The sequence below is a fragment of the Sphingobium psychrophilum genome (assembly GCF_012927105.1).
In the GTDB taxonomy this organism is placed as follows: domain Bacteria; phylum Pseudomonadota; class Alphaproteobacteria; order Sphingomonadales; family Sphingomonadaceae; genus Sphingobium; species Sphingobium psychrophilum.
Window position 1 is genome coordinate 19,759 of sequence record NZ_JABBFV010000015.1, and the last position, 15,374, is coordinate 35,132.

The following is a 15,374-nucleotide window of genomic DNA, read 5'->3' on the forward strand; positions in this document are numbered from 1 at the left end:
GCTGCAAACAACCAATAACATTCGTTTGTTGGAGGCGTATTGCGCGCGGATAAGGAGCCAAGCAAAAATGAGGAATGAGCATGAGTATTCAGCTCGGACAATTAGCGCCTGATTTTGATCAGAACAGCACCGAAGGACGCATTCGTTTCCATGAATGGCTTGGAGACTCGTGGGGCGTTCTCTTCAGTCATCCCAAGGACTTTACGCCGGTTTGCACGACCGAGTTGGCCGAGGTTGGTCGGCTCAAGTCGGAGTGGGACAGGCGAGATGTCAAGGTTATCGGCCTCTCGATCGATCCTGTCGAAGCGCACCGCATCTGGGAGGCCGATATCGAGTCTACTTAAGGGCAGCAGGTCAACTTCCCGATGCTCGCTGACAACGATCAAACGGTCGCGCAGCTCTATGGCATGATCCATCCGATGAGCGATCCGACCGTCACCGTGCGGTCCGTCCTCGTCATTGATCCGCTAAAAAAAGTCCGCCTCATCCTCACATATCCGCCAAGCACGGGGCGCAATTTCGTCGAGATTCTGCGGACGATCGACAGCCTGCAATTGACCGACCGACGCAGCGTCGCGACGCCTGTGAATTGGAAGCCTGGCGACCCAGTCATCGTCTCTCCGAAACTGTCGGACGAGGAAGCCTCGCGACAATTCCCACAAGGCTACGCGACGCTCAAACCATATTTGCGGATCGTCGATCTCGAGGGAGGTTCGGCCGGTGAGCAACCCGCTGCAGCCTGAATCAGTCGTACAAGCCGGCAATGATGATATCGCCGATTTGCTTGAACGAAACCGGCAATGGGCGGGCCGGAAGACCCAAAGCGACCCTCGCTTTTTCGCACGCCTCGTCGGTCAACAGAGCCCGCGATATTTCTGGGTGGGTTGTTCAGATAGTCGCGTTCCAGCAACCGAGATTGTCGATCTCGATCCAGGCGAAATGTTCGTCCACCGCAACATCGCCAATCTCGTGCCGGCCAGCGATACCAATTTCAACGCCGCTCTTTTGTTTGCCGTCAATGTGCTCCGCGTCCGGCATGTTCTGGTGGTGGGGCATTATGGCTGCGGGGGCATTCGCGCGGCTCGAAATGCCGTTGCGAACGACGCAATCGGTTCGTGGCTTGCACCCGTCAGAGCCCTATACTGGCAACATCGCACTGCGCTTCATGCTTTACCGGATGAGCAGGCACGCGAGGATCGACTGTGCGAGCTCAACGTCATCGCCCAGGTTGAGCAGGTCTGCGCCAATGCTGTGGTCGAGCAAGCATGGCGAGATGGTCACGACCTGACGGTACATGGGCTTATCTACGCTATCGGCGACGGCCTCCTGCAAAGTGTTTGCGAGCCAGTCTCGCGCATCCCCGTGGGTAAGGCTCATGTCCGCGACGATGATGATGACGAGAATATATTGTGAGCGATCAGACGCTCTGTGCTGCAGGAACCTCGAACCTGGCCCGAGAATGCCGGGATCTCGCCCACCTTTGCGAGGCGACAAGCGCGGCCAGCCGGGAACTGGACGGTCGAATTGCCCGAACGGTATTTCCCGGACTGGTGGATCTGGAAGAACTTGAGATAGCGGTTTGGCGCTATGGCGACGGTAGCCGCGTTCGCGCGCTACGATATTCCGGCGAGAAGGCAGCGGCGGCGACCCTCGTTCCACCGGGCCACTGGATGGAACGCGATGCGGATCTGCCCGATCGCATCTGGATCTACGGGCCCGGCAGCGACGATGCAGTTTCGGCGAGGCATGTTCTGGAACCGCTGGCGATATCCGCCGCGTGCTTGCGCATGCACGCGCGGCTCAAGGGGATGTCACCGTCAAGGTGATTATTCTCATTCCGTCATTTTGATCATCATCCCCCTTCTGGAGAAAGAGAAATGCTCATCACCGTCTATCACGGCGTTGACGTCGGTACCGCCAAAGACAAGGGCGCAATGCATTTTGACGCCCTGCCTTCGTGCGGTGAAGAGGTCGAGATCGACCGCAAGGCCTACGTCGTTGGCAGAGTGTGGCATCTTCCGAGCGCCCGCTTTGCTGGCGCGAAGCTCGCCATTCTGATAAACGAGGCAGTCGATGAAGCGATCATGTCGCGCACGCCTGCCTTGGCCAGCGCCTAGACCGTGCGCTCGTGGCTTATATCGCCGCAGTGGCTACCAGTTCTGGTTGTCGGCTTGGCTACCTCCGCAGTATATGCTGGCACCCCTGAGCATCCGGCCGCTCCGACTTTGCGGTTCGCGGACATTGAGACAGCTTTTGGCCAAACGGACCAATTGCCGGCAGCGCAAGCTGCTGTCGCCGCCGCCCTACCGATCGGCATGCCGCTACCGGATGCCCAAGCGATATTGGTGCGTGCTGGTGCGTGCTGGTGCGCGCTGCCAGCTGCAACGCCGTAATCCTGAAGTGATCGAGTGCGTCTACTCCCAGAGGACCACTATCGATGATTATTACGCTGCGGACATCGTCTGGACGACGGCGCTGCACGGCGAAGGCGCGCGGGTCGCACAAATCTCGATCCGTCGCGAACTTGATAAGCACTGATTCCCGAGAGGCTTCTATGCCGTTCTACAGTGCAGTTTCTGGCGCTTTGCTCGACGGACTGACAAAACGGGCACGACCGGTTTCCGATTGGCGATGCGCGCTGCGTGCCTTCAACAGATCCTGGCGGGAAAGAATGCCGACGACGCGGCGGCTGCCCGGTTCGACGATCGGTATCCGGCCGACCCCGGAATCGACCATGAGGTCGGCCACCACGCCGATCGGCGTCGCGGGGTAGGCGACAAGAAGCGATGCGTCGGAGAGCGTTTCGGCAAGGCTGGTATCGGCGGGATGCTCGCCAACCTGCCACCGCAAGGCATCCGTTCGGGAGACGAGGCCAAGCAGCGCATTATCGTCATCGACAACGGGATAGCTACGATGATCCGCACCATCGGCAAAGAAGGTTGCGGCCGTAGCGATCGTCATTGTACCCGGAAGCGTGGCGGGATCGCGTGTCATCAATTGAGCGGCTTGCACGAGGTCCAGTGGATCAACGCTGTATTCCTGGAGAATGTGGCGACCCCGCCGCGCAATTTTTTCGGTCAGGATCGATCGACGCATCAACAGGACGCTGACGGCATATGCGCAGGCTGCCGCCGTGACGGTAAGCGGCAGAGCGTCGAAATGGCCCGTGAGTTCAGCGGCAAAAAGGGCGCCGGTAATGGGCGCCCGCATGGCACCACTCATGATGCCTGCCATGCCGATCATGGCCCAGAAGCCGGGGCCACCTGGCAGGAGATGTCCGAGCAGACACCCGGCCGCGCCGCCCAAAATCAGCAACGGCGCCAGCACACCGCCCGATGTCCCCGAACCCAGTGCTACGAGCCAGACGACCGCCTTGACGACGAGCAGCGCAACGACGACCCGCGTTGTCAGCGACCCGTCCAGCAAGGCCTGGATGCTCTGATAACCTGCGCCCAGCACATGGGCATCGATCAGGCCGCCGAAACCAACCACGATGGCGCCGATTGCCGGCCACCACATCCAGTGAACTGGCAGTCGGTGAAACAGATCCTCGACGCGGTAGAGGGATGTCGAGAGCAGGGCCGCCTCGAGTCCCACGACAATACCAACGCCCGCCGCCGCCGCGATTGGCCAAAGGCCCGTCGGGGTGAGCGCGACAAACGGAAACATGGCGCCGCTGCCAATCAGCCAGGGGCGCCATGCAAACGCAACTATAACACCGACCACGACCGGCACGAAGCTGCGGGGTTTCCATTCGAAGAGCAGCACCTCGATCGCCAGCAGAATCGCGGCGAGCGGCGTACCAAAGATCGCCGTCATCCCGGCTGCGGCGCCGGCCACGAGCAATGTCTTGCGCTCGGCCGCGCTCAGATGAAAGCATTGCGCGAACAGCGATCCGATCGCGCCGCCGGTCATGATGATCGGTCCTTCCGCGCCGAAGGGGCCGCCGCTGCCGATCGATACCGCAGACGAAAGCGGCTTCAGGATCGCGACCTTGAGCGACAACCGGCTCTCGCCATACAAGATCGTCTCGATCGCCTCGGGGATACCATGCCCACGAATTTTATCGGAGCCATAGCGGGCCATCAGCCCGACGATCAGGCTCCCGATGATCGGAATGGCGATGATCCACAATCCGACGGTGGTATCGGTTATAGACACCGATTGCGCCGAAAGCCGCCCAAACCAGAACAGGTTGGTAGCGATCGCGATCAGGCGGATCAGGATCCAGGCGCCGAGCGCGCCGCCCGTGCCGACGACGAGCGCCATGGCGGCGAGCATGAGCATGCGCCAATTCGCGCTATGGTCGGCCAGACGATGTGTTTCTGATATGGCTTTTGCTGCGGACGTCATGAATCGCCTTTGATACGGGGTGGGCGATCCGTTATATCGCAGTGCGATATAATTCAATGGGTGAGATGGGGTTGCATGACAAATAGCGTTGCGTTGACGGATGAGGATTACATTGCGCTGGCCGACTTTCGCCATGCGTTGCGTCGTTTCCAGGCATTCAGCGAGGCGAATGCGACGAATGTTGGTCTCACGCCCCAACAGCATCAGGCCTTATTGGCAATCCGCGCGGCGTCTCCGGCCGAGGTGACCGTCGGCATTATCGCCGAGCGGCTTATCCTCAAGCCGCATAGCGCAACCGGACTGGTTGATCGACTGGAGGCGCTTGAGCTGGTTACCCGGCACGAGGCAAGCGTCGACCGCCGTCGGGCAATGCTTCGGCTCACACCTAAGGCGGAAACGATGCTCGCTGCTTTATCTGCGACCCATTGCGAGGAGATCCGTCGGCTGAAACCTCTCCTTGCGGATCTATTGGCCAAATTCGGTTAGGGTGGCTCCACGCAGGTAAATCCACAAAAATATTGCTATTAACTGGCAATAATACTCGTTTGTCTTATGCTCATGTTACCGTCAACCTGTTCGCATACGAATTGCCCCCCAATAAACGCGCCCGGAGAGGATTCTGCTTTGGCAGACCGGAGCGCGCGGGGGCCACAATGTTGAGGTTGTGCAGATAATGACGAAAACCGACTCTCCAGGGCACATCCAGATCCTGGGACAAAGGTGTCTCGCTCGGGAGTGTCCCGCCGCGAAGTGAGCGAAGGGCGCCAGCGCAATGACTGAGAATCTTTCCCCGGGGCGCCCTGCTCTGGAAACAATCGCTGCCTCGCATGGAGTCGCGAGCGATACGGCCTTCGGCGCGGTAACGCCGCCGCTCTACATGTCCAGCACCTATACGTTCGAAGGCTATGACCAACCGCGTGCTCATGATTATGGCCGATCCGGCAATCCTAGCCGCGATCTGCTCGCCGACGCACTTGCAAAGCTTGAGGGTGGCGCGGGGGCCGTCATTACCTCGAGCGGGATGGCCGCGATCGATCTTCTTCTTGGTCAATTTGGCCCCGATGATCTCGTCCTCGCGCCTCACGATTGCTACGGCGGCACCTATCGCCTGTTGAATGCGCGCGCCGAACGCCGCCAGTTTCAGGTCGTCTTCGTCGATCAGTCGAATGACAGGGCACTCGATGCCGCGCTTGAGGACGTGCCGGCCCTCGTTCTGATCGAAACCCCGAGCAACCCCCTCATGCGGATCGTCGATATAGCGGCGATCGCCGCCAAGGCCAAAAGTGCCGGTGCCGCGGTTGCTGTCGACAACACCTTCCTTTCGCCCGCGCTGCAGCGACCGCTGACGCTCGGTGCCGATTACGTCATTCATTCCACGACCAAATATCTGAATGGCCACTCCGACGTTATCGGTGGCGCGATCATCGCGGCTGATCCCGCACAGGTCGAGGTGCTGCGTAAATGGGCGAATGTCGTCGGCTCCATCGGCGCGCCCTTTGACGCCTGGCTCACCTTACGCGGCTTGCGTACGCTGTTTCCTCGCATCGAACGGCAGCAACTGACCGCAACCGTGATCGCCAATCATCTCGAGCATCATGCTGCAGTGGCGCGGGTGCATTACCCGGGTCTCAAATCCCATCCAGGCCACACGATCGCCCGCCGTCAGCAAAGAGGCTATGGCGCGATGCTCAGCTTCGAGCTTGTCGGTGGTGTCGAGGCGGTCCGTCGCTTTATATCGCATGTTCGTATGTTCACGCTGGCGGAATCGCTCGGAGGCGTCGAAAGCCTCGTCGCACACCCTGCGACGATGACCCATGCAGATATGGGTGATGAGGCCCGCCGCATCGCTGGCATCAGCGATGGCCTGCTGCGTCTGTCGGTTGGCCTGGAAGATGAAAGGGATTTGATCGCAGGGCTCGATCTTGGGTTGTCCGCATGTTGAAGCGACGACTCACCGCCGAATTCGACCACTAGGCGAAAGGAGGCGAGCCATGCCCACAGCTGTCATACTCATCGATCTACTGGGGCTAATTCTGATCGTTCTGGGATTCCATCTGGCGTTCCGCCAGAATCTGGTGCGCCGATGGTGGTCAGTGCTGCGCCATGAATGCCATGCGCCGGCTCGCTTAACCGCTGACCGATGAGGATCCCGCCCGCTATGCAATGCGCATTTCTGGAGTGATGATCCTTGCTTTTGGTGTCGCGATAACCCTCCTGTTCACGCTTTCCCACCTCCGCTGAGGTCGCTGGTGATGTTCACCCCAAATGCGCGTGGAGACGTACCGCAATATATTTGCGCTATGCCATAAATATTTTGAACTTCGGAGACCGGCTTCCGTGAGGCAATAGGCGCTCGTCTTCGGACGATGTTCTCACAATGACCGTCGCTTTTGCCGTCGGTCTGTACAGCGACGCGATAGCCATCTTCATGCCAGTACAGACTAGCGCGGGCGCAGCGCAGCCCTTCTTCGCGATCGACTCTCAGAAGTTTCTCTTTTCCTTCAGCAGTTATATTGCTGCAGCGGCTACGCTTGCGATCGCCTTTTCCGCAAGCTTGCCGCGCCCATGGTGGGCACTTCTCACCGTCTACGTCACCGCGCAACCTATGGCAGGGGCCTTCAGGCCCAAGATCTTCTATCGTCTCGGCGGTATAGTGACGGGTGCTGTGGTTACGGTCGCGCTAGTTCCGAACCTGCAGAATTCGCCCGAGCTTCTGATATTATGCCTGGCGGCCTGGACAGGCTTTTGCATCTATCTTGCCGTTCTCGACCGTACGCCGCGTGCCTTCCTGTTCCAGATGGCAGCGTTCAGCTCAGCCGTGATCAGTTTCCCTTATCTCGACGACCCGGGTAATATCTTCACCACAACCATATCCCGGGTCGAGGAAATGACGGTGGCCATCGTGTGCGTTTCGATCGCGCACGCCCTGCTCCAGCCATGGAGCGCCACCCCGGTCATCCGCAGCAAGGCGGAAGCGTTTCTCGCGCATGCGTCCCGCTGGACCGCCGAGGCGCTTGGAAGCCGCCATACGGCGCTGGAATATGAGCATCGTCGGACCCTTGCCGCCGACGTGACCGAACTTGGCATGATCGCCATCCACCTTCCGTTTGATCAACGCGCGGCGCCAGCAACGCGACGGTTGGTTCTGAGCCTGCAAGAACGTCTGGCAACGGTGCTGCCACTGGCATCGGCTGCAGCAAACCGGCTCGACCTTCTGCGGGAGCTTTCGCCGCTCGACGCCCCGCTTGAGGCGCTGATTGACGACGTCATCCTCTGGCTTGGGGGCGTGATCGACACGCCTGGCGCTGTTGAGCGTGCGCTTGTTGATCGGTGTCGATCCCTGGCAGCTCTTCATGAACAAACAGCCGACTGGGAGGGGCTTTTGGTCGTCAGCGTCTGCGAGCGCGTGGCTGAGTTTCTGGAAGCGCTGGATGACAGCCGCCGGCTCGTCCAGCAAATTGGGGGTGCGCCCGAAGGGCCACAGCCTGTCACGCCGGAAACGGTTAGCGAAAGCTACCCGCTTGCGCGGGACCATAGCGTCGCGGCGCTTGCTGGGCTCGCAACAGCCACGGCGATCGCGCTCTATTGCGCAGTGTGGATTCTTCTGGCCTGGCCCAATGGATCGGCCACGGCTGCCTTTGCCGCGTTAATCACCTGCTCGTTCGCGGTGCAGGACGACCCGGCGCCCGTGATTGGCCGTTACCTTGGCGCGACGCTGATGACATTCCCTCTGGCGGCGCTCTACCTGTTTGCGATCTTGCCGCGTGTCGATGGCTACGGAATGCTGATCGTCACTCTTGCGCCAGCGCTGCTCTGGATGGGGTATATCCAAGCCGACCCGCCGCGGTCCGCACGGGCTTTACCGATGTTTTCCTGTTTCATCGTCGGCCTTGGTTTTCTGGCGCGCTTTCAGGCGGACTTTGCCGTGTTCATCAACACCGGGCTTGCCCAGGTGGGGGGTGTCGTGACCACGCTCGCCGTGACCAAGTTGTTTCGTTCGACCAATGTGCTGTGGACGGCGCGCCGGATCGTACGGGGAAATTGGGCTGATCTCGAGCAACTCGCTAACATTCGCAGACCGTTCGAAGCCGAACGCTGGACGGGCCTGGCAGTCGATCGGCTGGGACAGATCGCGGCGCGCATGGCGGTTGCGCCCGCCGGCGATGCGCTACACGAGACCGATGGTCTTGCCGACCTGCGTATCGGCCGGAACATCATCCCGATCCGGCGCGCGCTGGTCGCCGTGCCCCATGACGTCCGTCACGCCCTCGGCATGGTGCTGTCTGAGACATCCTCCTTATTTCGCGCGCGCCGACAAGCCGGTGAAGCCGTGTCACCCCCGGTGTCTTTGCTTGAAGCGATCGATGCAGCAATCGACGATATGCTTGCGAGCGCGCAGCTTGCGCCACGCCATCAAGCGCTGCTGGCGCTCGTCGGTATGCGGTGCAACCTGTTCCCGGCAGCGCTGCCTTTCGAGAGTGCGCGCGCGCGATGATCGAGGAACTGCATCTCTTTGGCATCTATATGCCAGCCGCGCTCGTCTGGGCGGTTGTAGCGGGAACCCTTGCTTATTGTCTTCGCAATCTGCTGCAGCGCCTCCCTTTCTCCCAATTGCTTTGGCACCCGGGCGTTCTCGAGCTGGCGCTGTTCGCGACGCTTTGGTGGGCTCTGACCTTCCTTGCCGACAACTTCCTCTCCCGTGCTCTGGTATCCTGATATGATCCATCGTCGTTCCCTTCTGCGCACAGCGGTCACCGCGCTGGTGATCTGCATCGTGCTCGCGGCAATCTACGCCTTGTGGATGCGCTACCAGGTTGAACCGCTGACGCGTGACGGCAAGGTTCGGGCCGATCTCGTGCCGGTCGCCGCTGATGTCAGTGGGCTTGTCACCGAAGTGCGCATCCGTGACGATGAGGTCGTGCGCAAGGGCCAGATCCTGCTGGTCATCGACCGCCCACGCTATCAGCTGGCACTCGATCAGGCTGACGCGAACCTGGCGACCCAGCGGGTGAGCCTGGCGCAGGCCGCGCGGGAGGATCGTCGCAATCGTTCGATGACCGAGTTGCTGGCGGCCGAGGTGATCGAGCAGGGGCGGGCGCGGGTCGATGCCCTTAGGACTGGACTGGATCAGGCCATTGCCGCGCGCAATCTGGCGCGGCTCAATCTGGATCGTACCTATGTACGTGCGCCCGTCGACGGGACGGTGTCGAACATGACGCTACAGCCTGGCGTCTACCTGAACGCCGGAAAGCCAGCGGTCGCGCTTGTCTATGGCCAGTCGCTGCGGGTGGAGGGGTATTTCGAGGAAACGAAATTGCCCGCTATCCATCTCGGCGATCCCGCGAGCGTTTACCTGATGGGCGTCGCTGACGAAATCACCGGTCATGTCGAAAGCATCGCCGCCGGGGTCGAAGATCGGGAACGCGCCGGGGGGGAAGCACAACTTGCCAACGTCAACCCGTCCTTCACCTGGGTCAGATTGGCGCAGCGCATTCCTGTGCGAATCAAAATCGACAAAGTGCCCAGTAATGTCCGGCTGATCCCGGGCCAAACGGCGACCGTGATCGTTCATGCCCGCGCTGTCGATGTGCCCGTTCGCCGGAGCCTGCCATGGTGAACCTTCGCCGGCTGCTGGCGCCGCTCGCGCTCTTCTGCCTGTCCGCCTGCGCAACCGTTGGCCCGAATTATCGGATGCCGGACGAGGCCCTCGTCAACGCGCCAAAAGGGCAGGGCGCGTTTATATCCGGCGGGCAGGGGACCACTAACGATCCGCTACCCGATCAATGGTGGAAGCTATTCGACGACCAGGTTTTGAACCGTTTGATCGAACAAGCGCTCATCGCCAACACCGACCTGCGGGTTGCCGAAGCCAATCTTCAGCGCAGTGACGCGCTGCTCGCCGAGGCACGAACCGGTCGAGAGGTCGGAGGCACCGCAAATCTGGAGACGAGCTGGGCGCAGCCTTCAGCAGAAGCGGTCATGCAACATGTCCAACCGCCGGAACATCAGATCTACAATGGCGGGCTTTCGATCAGTTACGACCTTGACCTGTTTGGCGGGATCCGGCGCGGTGTCGAGGCAGCCACCGCCGAGGACGAAGCCGCGGTTGCCGCCCGCGATCTGGTCCGGATCAACGTCGCGGCCCAGACAGCGCAGGCCTATGCCGATGTCTGCAACGCCGGGCACGAGATCGCGGACCTTCGCCAGCTAATTGCTGTACTGGACGAAGACCTGCGCCTCACCCGCCTTATGATTGCGCATGGCCGTGCGCCGAAGTTCGAGCAGGATCGCCAGCTAAGCCTGCTGGCAAACACCAGGGCGCGCTTGCCCCGCATGGAAGCAGGCCAGCGGAACGCTGTATTCCGCATTGCGACGTTGATGGGACGGGTGCCTGCAGAATTCGATCACGGCCTGCTAGGATGTCACGCGCCGTTGGTGCTGCGCTCGCTGATGCCGGTTGGGGACGGACAGGGGCTGCTCAAGCGACGACCCGATGTTCGCGCGGCCGAACGCCGATTGGCTGCGGCGACGGCACGGATCGGTATAGCAACGGCCGCGCTCTATCCCGACATCAAACTCGGGGCTTCGCTTGGCTCCACCGGCGCTGCGACAGACCTGCTATCGTCGTTGACCAATCGGTTTGGCATTGGCCCATTGATCAGCTGGAACATCCACCGAAGCGCAATTCGGGCGCGAATTTCGCAGAGCGAGGCGCAGACACGCGCTAATCTCGCGGCCTTTGACGGCACGGTGCTGAGCGCCTTGCGGGAGGTGGAAAGCGCACTGAACAACTATGCGGCCGATCTTGTGCGACTGGAAGATTTGAAAGCGGCACGCGATGGCGCGGTACAGGTTTCCGAGCGAACGGCCGCTTTGCGGCGGGGTGGCAAGCTGGGAGGTCTGGTTGCGCTGGATGCCCAGCGCAGTCGGATCATTGCCGAGCAAGCCGTTACAGCCGCGCAGACCGATATCAATCGCGATCAGATTGCGCTTTTTTTGGCCCTCGGGGGAGGATGGTCAACACCGTCAAAGCAATGAGAAAACTGCACACGGCGGTTGTTCGCGGCCATGAGATCGACAAAATGCATCAGCCCTGTCTTTGACGGGGTGCAGCAGCGCCTGATCCTGTCTTCGCGCGTCGCGTTATCCAACCAATGTACCCGAGCACGACGAGAGCAGCTACCGCCGCAACGATTAGGAGGCGTTGACAAATTGACGTGTCCACAGGCGGATTGAGACGATGTGGATGAAGCCGAGGTAGCTGTCGGCGGTTTTATCGTAGCGGGTTGCCAGCCTTCGGGCATTCTTGAGTTTGTTGAAGCAGCGCTCGACCATGTTGCGCAGGGCATAGATTGCGGCATCGACGGGCAATTGGATGAGCCGGTTCCGCTTTGTCGGGATCATTGCGCTACCGCCGCGCTTTTCCATATCTTCGCGAATGAAGTCAGCATCATAGCCCTTGTCGGCGAGCAGCACCTTGGGCGCTGGCCCATCGGCATCCATGATCGGCAGATAGCCTTTGAAGTCGCTGACTTCTCCGCCAGTCAGCGCCACCGCTATGGGCAGGCCCAGCGCATTGATGCGGAGATGGATCTTGGTCGTAAAGCCACCTTTTGAGCGGCCAAGACCCTGACGCGGAGTCCCCCTTTAGCGCCGGCTGAACAATGATGTGCCCGGATTATTGTGCTGTCGATCATTTGCAGGCTGGGGTTGCCGCCCCCGCTTTCGTTGAAGGCTTCGAGCAGAAGCTCCCATAAGCCCGACAGCGTCCAGCGCCGAAACTGGCGGTAAACCGACGACCACTTGCCGAAATGCTCATGCAGGTCGCGCCAGGCAACACCCGTCCGCGCAATCCAGAAAATCCCATCCAGAACAAGGCGGTGATCTCGTGGACGCCGACCGCTGCGCGCACCGCGCTCAATCACGAACGGTTCAAGACAGGTCCATTCCTCATCGCTCATCAAACCACGGATCAAGACGGCCTCCCCAAAAGCCACCTTGAATCAGAACCTACGCGATTTGGGAATCCTCTTTGTCAACACGTCCTAGGCCGGTGGTTGTCACAATATCGGTCCTTTGTTTTAAGCTCCCCCGCGAATTCGGTTCCCTAAAGCTTTGTGTGCCTGTCGTTCAGTCGTTCGAGCATTTTCGTGATGGCAGTTTCGCCTCTGACACCGAGCGCTACTACGGCAACTCGAAGGACTTTCCTGTGCTCCGCTGATCCGGGGACAAGCATCGACGACCGCCGCGTCTTTGCGTCCCGGGTCTCATTCCACACGCGAGCGGCAACCAGTTCGATCTCCTGTCGCTCCGGCAAGCGCGTTTCGTTGATGCATGCCACGATCGCAGGATAGATGGCCAAGGTACGTGGCATTACGTCATCCTTTCAGGTGATTTCGATCCAGGAATTTGGCTCCCCGCGTGGATGGTAATGCGCCACTCTCAGACGAAGGGTGTGCATCGGGACTCGCGTTTCGTCCTTTTGATTTGTGGCGTTCGCGCCAGTCGCCGCCTTCGGCCCAAACGAGCATGCCCGCGATTGCGCTAAACAGAACCACCATGCGCAGGAAGTCGCTCGATCTGAGGGCACCACCAGAAACTGCCACGAGCAAAACCAGCATGGCTGGCGGCCCCCATTCGGGATGGCGGACGACCTTGAAGGCAGTCCAGCCCAGCCATGTAAGCACCAGTGCGGCTGCTAGACCGCCCAAGACTGCCGTGATTGCTTCGAAAGCGATATCAAGCATGTTCATCGAATGTGGACGGGTCAGTTCGCCACCGATTCCGGTGACTCGCTCGACCGCAATCCCCTCCATTTCTGCTTCTCATTATATATCGCGTTACGATATAAATAGCAAGACTGAGAGGGTGAAGTTTCTATCGTTAAGGAAAGGCGGCACCACAACAAGCTGAGCGAACCGACCTGAACGCTGGCAGCATGTCGGGCTACCGTGGTGTTAACGCACGCGATGCCCACGAGGAATACAAACCAGCTAGATTCTGCTAGCGCGTCCTTATGACAACGACACAGCATGCAGCCCTCAAAAGAGGTGCTGCCGACCTTGCGATCGATTTTGGAACAGCGAACACGCGGATCTATGTGCGCGGTTCTGGAATCGTGTTCGAAGAACCCTCGCTTTGCTGCTTCAGCGATGAGACCTGGGAACCGAAGTTGCTCGCTGTTGGTGAAGCCGTCACTCGCATGGTCGGTCGAACGTCGGGGCCGCTTCGCATAGCGCGTCCCTTGGCCCGTGGGGTGTTGAACGACATCGAAGCTGGCCGCGAAATGTTGCGCCATGCGATCCATGCAAGCATCGGTCGCCGTCGACTCCGATCACCGCGCGCGATCATCGGAGTGCCCGCCGATGCGACACATGCCGAGAGAACCGCCTTGGTAACAACCGCCAACGATGCCGGTGTCCGCGTTGTTGAACTGGTGCCCGAGCCGCTCGCAGCAGCGTTCGGGGCGGGACTACCCGTGGAAGAGCCGGAAGGTTCGATGCTCATAGAATGTGGCGCCGGGACGACGGAAGTCGGCGTGCTCTCACTTGGTGCACTTTGCGTTCAACGGTCGGTGCGTATCGGCGGGCATGCCCTAAACCAGGCTATCATCGATCATCTTCATTCCAGGCATAAGTTTCTGATCGGGCAAGAAACAGCCGAACGCGTAAAGCTGGAGATCTCTGAGCGACTCTTTGACGATCAATCCAATACGTCGGATCTGGAATTGAAAGGCCATAACGTTTTGTCGGGAGGCCCCGCTACTTTTTGTGTCAGCGCGCAAGAATTAATCGGCGTTATCGACCGCCATGCGGCTCTTATCGTAGACGTTGTTCGAGACGCTTTGAACGAGACACCGCCAGAGCTATCCCGCGATATTCATGATCGCGGGATCTACCTCAGCGGTGGCAGTGCCTCAGTGAAGATTCTTCAGCATGCTATAACGCAGGCGACAGGCCTGCGAACGCACGTCGCCGACGAACCCCTTCGCTGCGTCGCGAAGGGTCTTGGCGCTATGATGGTCTGAAGTCGGGCAGGGCTCGATCGCGCATCACTGAGTTTTAGCACTATCAGGCTGCTCGATATTCGCGATCGGCCGTCACGGCAGTTCGCCGTCCCGGGTCACCTTGACGATCCGAAGCCGTCGCTCGTGATGTTCGCGATCCGGCCAGAGAATCGATTGACCTTCTGCCAATCCGATCAGGCCTGCACCCACGAGCGTCAGTATCGATATTCGTCCGGCTTCGATGTCTGCGTCAGGCGGAAATACCAGCTTGAGGGTTCGGCGCGTGTCGCTCCCTTCATCGACGAATTCGACCGTCGAAAGCATCGTCACAATCCCGGTTGGCAGCTTTCCTGGACGATGAATTTTGGCGCGTTCAATCTCGGACAGGAGCAAAGCACTGACCTCCGGCTGGCGGTCTTCAATGCTCATAGCCAGGTCGGAGAGGCGGTCAGCTTCGCTGTCCAAAAGATGTATTGGGGGGCGCGCCGCGGGGCGGGTCATGATATGATACTTTCATGTGACGGGCGCGCAAATGCTTGCGCCGCACTCGTATGTATGTGTGTGAAAGGTAGCGACCCCGAACTCGAGCGGGAAGCCGCAAGGGAGTCCGGGGCTATTTGCCGGTCAGGAGTTGACCCGCGTGCGTGCGGACACGCTGCAAAAGATTGACGGTGCTCATCGTTTCAATGTGGAGGTTGATCCAAGGATTGTCAAACGCGGCACCACTTTCTCGCGTTCGAGCGATATTAGTTACCGATGAGCTCAAAATTATCCAAGTCACGCGCCATCAACGGCGGGGATGACATCTCCATCTAGCGCGGCGATTGCGGTTTGATAATAATAGGTATGTTAAATTGTTTAGGAGTGTGCCCTGTATGGTGACGACATCACATTTCGGAACAATGTAGATGTTCGAATTCCCGGCACCTTTCGCCCAAGGGGATTTGAGTGAATGGAAATCTACCGGCGAGGCGTCACGACAATGTCTATGGGTCAATCGCTTGATAATTTGGAC

At 59.8% G+C, this 15,374-nt stretch carries 15 protein-coding genes and 1 pseudogene; 12 read left to right on the forward strand and 4 right to left on the reverse strand.

What is annotated here, in order from left to right; all coding sequences use genetic code 11:
- Window positions 1-80: 80 nt before the first annotated feature.
- From HHL08_RS17760 to HHL08_RS17780, 5 genes and pseudogenes are all read left to right on the forward strand, one after another.
- Window positions 81-743 (forward strand): annotated as a pseudogene (locus HHL08_RS17760) (peroxiredoxin).
- Window positions 721-1,413 (forward strand): carbonic anhydrase, encoded by a 693-nt coding sequence (locus tag HHL08_RS17765; RefSeq protein WP_328804677.1) that lies wholly within the window; start codon window positions 721-723, stop codon window positions 1,411-1,413. The pseudogene HHL08_RS17760 and the gene HHL08_RS17765 overlap by 23 nt, the downstream one beginning before the upstream one ends.
- Entirely contained in the window at window positions 1,410-1,826 is a 417-nt protein-coding gene (locus HHL08_RS17770; protein ID WP_169574387.1) for a hypothetical protein, read from the forward strand. Before HHL08_RS17765 ends, HHL08_RS17770 begins: the two co-directional genes overlap by 4 nt.
- 51 nt (window positions 1,827-1,877) lie before the next feature.
- The gene (locus tag HHL08_RS17775) at window positions 1,878-2,117 is read left to right on the forward strand and encodes a hypothetical protein (protein ID WP_133722797.1); all 240 of its coding nucleotides are present in this window, start codon (window positions 1,878-1,880) and stop codon (window positions 2,115-2,117) included.
- A 136-nt stretch (window positions 2,118-2,253) separates the two neighbouring features.
- Window positions 2,254-2,538 (forward strand): hypothetical protein, encoded by a 285-nt coding sequence (locus tag HHL08_RS17780; RefSeq protein ID WP_169574388.1) that lies wholly within the window; start codon window positions 2,254-2,256, stop codon window positions 2,536-2,538.
- Window positions 2,539-2,562: 24 nt separating this feature from the next.
- Here the strand turns inward: HHL08_RS17780 and HHL08_RS17785 are convergent, their stop codons facing one another.
- Window positions 2,563-4,353 carry a chloride channel protein gene (locus HHL08_RS17785; protein ID WP_334685374.1) on the reverse strand — a complete coding sequence of 597 codons (1,791 nt, stop codon included), beginning with the start codon at window positions 4,351-4,353 and terminating at the stop codon, window positions 2,563-2,565.
- A gap of 75 nt (window positions 4,354-4,428) precedes the next feature.
- Between HHL08_RS17785 and HHL08_RS17790 the strand changes: the two genes are divergently transcribed.
- From HHL08_RS17790 to HHL08_RS17815, 6 genes are all read left to right on the forward strand, one after another.
- Complete coding sequence (locus HHL08_RS17790) at window positions 4,429-4,839, forward strand: MarR family winged helix-turn-helix transcriptional regulator (protein ID WP_033965543.1); 411 nt, start codon at window positions 4,429-4,431, stop codon at window positions 4,837-4,839.
- Between the two features lie 286 nt (window positions 4,840-5,125).
- Window positions 5,126-6,295, forward strand: a complete 1,170-nt coding sequence (gene metB, locus HHL08_RS17795; RefSeq protein ID WP_033965542.1) for a cystathionine gamma-synthase — start codon at window positions 5,126-5,128, stop codon at window positions 6,293-6,295.
- Between the two features lie 486 nt (window positions 6,296-6,781).
- Complete coding sequence (locus HHL08_RS17800; RefSeq protein WP_169574459.1) at window positions 6,782-8,848, forward strand: FUSC family protein; 2,067 nt, start codon at window positions 6,782-6,784, stop codon at window positions 8,846-8,848.
- Window positions 8,845-9,069 carry a DUF1656 domain-containing protein gene (locus HHL08_RS17805; RefSeq protein WP_169574389.1) on the forward strand — a complete coding sequence of 75 codons (225 nt, stop codon included), beginning with the start codon at window positions 8,845-8,847 and terminating at the stop codon, window positions 9,067-9,069. The genes HHL08_RS17800 and HHL08_RS17805 overlap by 4 nt, the downstream gene beginning before the upstream one ends.
- A 1-nt stretch (window position 9,070) precedes the next feature.
- A complete protein-coding gene (locus tag HHL08_RS17810) occupies window positions 9,071-9,970 on the forward strand; it encodes an efflux RND transporter periplasmic adaptor subunit (protein ID WP_169574390.1) in 900 nt (299 codons plus the stop codon).
- A complete protein-coding gene (locus tag HHL08_RS17815) occupies window positions 9,964-11,391 on the forward strand; it encodes an efflux transporter outer membrane subunit (protein ID WP_133722802.1) in 1,428 nt (475 codons plus the stop codon). Before HHL08_RS17810 ends, HHL08_RS17815 begins: the two co-directional genes overlap by 7 nt.
- 156 nt (window positions 11,392-11,547) lie before the next feature.
- Here HHL08_RS17815 and HHL08_RS17820 read toward each other — a convergent pair.
- Both HHL08_RS17820 and HHL08_RS17825 read right to left on the reverse strand, forming a co-directional pair.
- Window positions 11,548-12,314, reverse strand: a protein-coding gene (locus tag HHL08_RS17820; protein ID WP_206377968.1) for an IS5 family transposase whose coding sequence is annotated in 2 segments (ribosomal slippage) — window positions 11,548-12,002 and window positions 12,002-12,314 — 768 coding nt in all. Because the reading frame shifts where the segments join, the coding sequence is not laid out codon by codon here.
- Between the two features lie 417 nt (window positions 12,315-12,731).
- Window positions 12,732-13,169: a hypothetical protein gene (locus HHL08_RS17825; protein WP_033965537.1), complete on the reverse strand. Its 438-nt coding sequence runs from the start codon at window positions 13,167-13,169 to the stop codon at window positions 12,732-12,734.
- A gap of 200 nt (window positions 13,170-13,369) precedes the next feature.
- Here HHL08_RS17825 and HHL08_RS17830 point away from each other — a divergent pair, with 200 nt between their 5' ends.
- A complete protein-coding gene (locus HHL08_RS17830; protein WP_169574391.1) occupies window positions 13,370-14,380 on the forward strand; it encodes a rod shape-determining protein in 1,011 nt (336 codons plus the stop codon).
- Window positions 14,381-14,452: 72 nt separating this feature from the next.
- Here HHL08_RS17830 and rnk read toward each other — a convergent pair whose 3' ends face one another.
- Window positions 14,453-14,860, reverse strand: a complete 408-nt coding sequence (gene rnk, locus HHL08_RS17835) for a nucleoside diphosphate kinase regulator (RefSeq protein WP_169574392.1) — start codon at window positions 14,858-14,860, stop codon at window positions 14,453-14,455.
- Between the last annotated feature and the right edge of the window lie 514 nt (window positions 14,861-15,374).

What these genes read in the sequence shown, in the direction of transcription:
- HHL08_RS17775 (WP_133722797.1), top strand. Translation starts at nt 1,878, where the DNA reads ATGCTCATCACCGTCTATCACGGCGTTGACGTCGGTACCGCCAAAGAC.
- HHL08_RS17785 (WP_334685374.1), bottom strand. Translation starts at nt 4,353, where the DNA reads ATGACGTCCGCAGCAAAAGCCATATCAGAAACACATCGTCTGGCCGAC.
- HHL08_RS17790 (WP_033965543.1), top strand. Translation starts at nt 4,429, where the DNA reads ATGACAAATAGCGTTGCGTTGACGGATGAGGATTACATTGCGCTGGCC.
- metB (WP_033965542.1), top strand. Translation starts at nt 5,126, where the DNA reads ATGACTGAGAATCTTTCCCCGGGGCGCCCTGCTCTGGAAACAATCGCT.
- HHL08_RS17800 (WP_169574459.1), top strand. Translation starts at nt 6,782, where the DNA reads ATGCCAGTACAGACTAGCGCGGGCGCAGCGCAGCCCTTCTTCGCGATC.
- HHL08_RS17805 (WP_169574389.1), top strand. Translation starts at nt 8,845, where the DNA reads ATGATCGAGGAACTGCATCTCTTTGGCATCTATATGCCAGCCGCGCTC.
- HHL08_RS17810 (WP_169574390.1), top strand. Translation starts at nt 9,071, where the DNA reads ATGATCCATCGTCGTTCCCTTCTGCGCACAGCGGTCACCGCGCTGGTG.
- HHL08_RS17815 (WP_133722802.1), top strand. Translation starts at nt 9,964, where the DNA reads ATGGTGAACCTTCGCCGGCTGCTGGCGCCGCTCGCGCTCTTCTGCCTG.
- HHL08_RS17825 (WP_033965537.1), bottom strand. Translation starts at nt 13,169, where the DNA reads ATGGAGGGGATTGCGGTCGAGCGAGTCACCGGAATCGGTGGCGAACTG.
- HHL08_RS17830 (WP_169574391.1), top strand. Translation starts at nt 13,370, where the DNA reads ATGACAACGACACAGCATGCAGCCCTCAAAAGAGGTGCTGCCGACCTT.
- rnk (WP_169574392.1), bottom strand. Translation starts at nt 14,860, where the DNA reads ATGACCCGCCCCGCGGCGCGCCCCCCAATACATCTTTTGGACAGCGAA.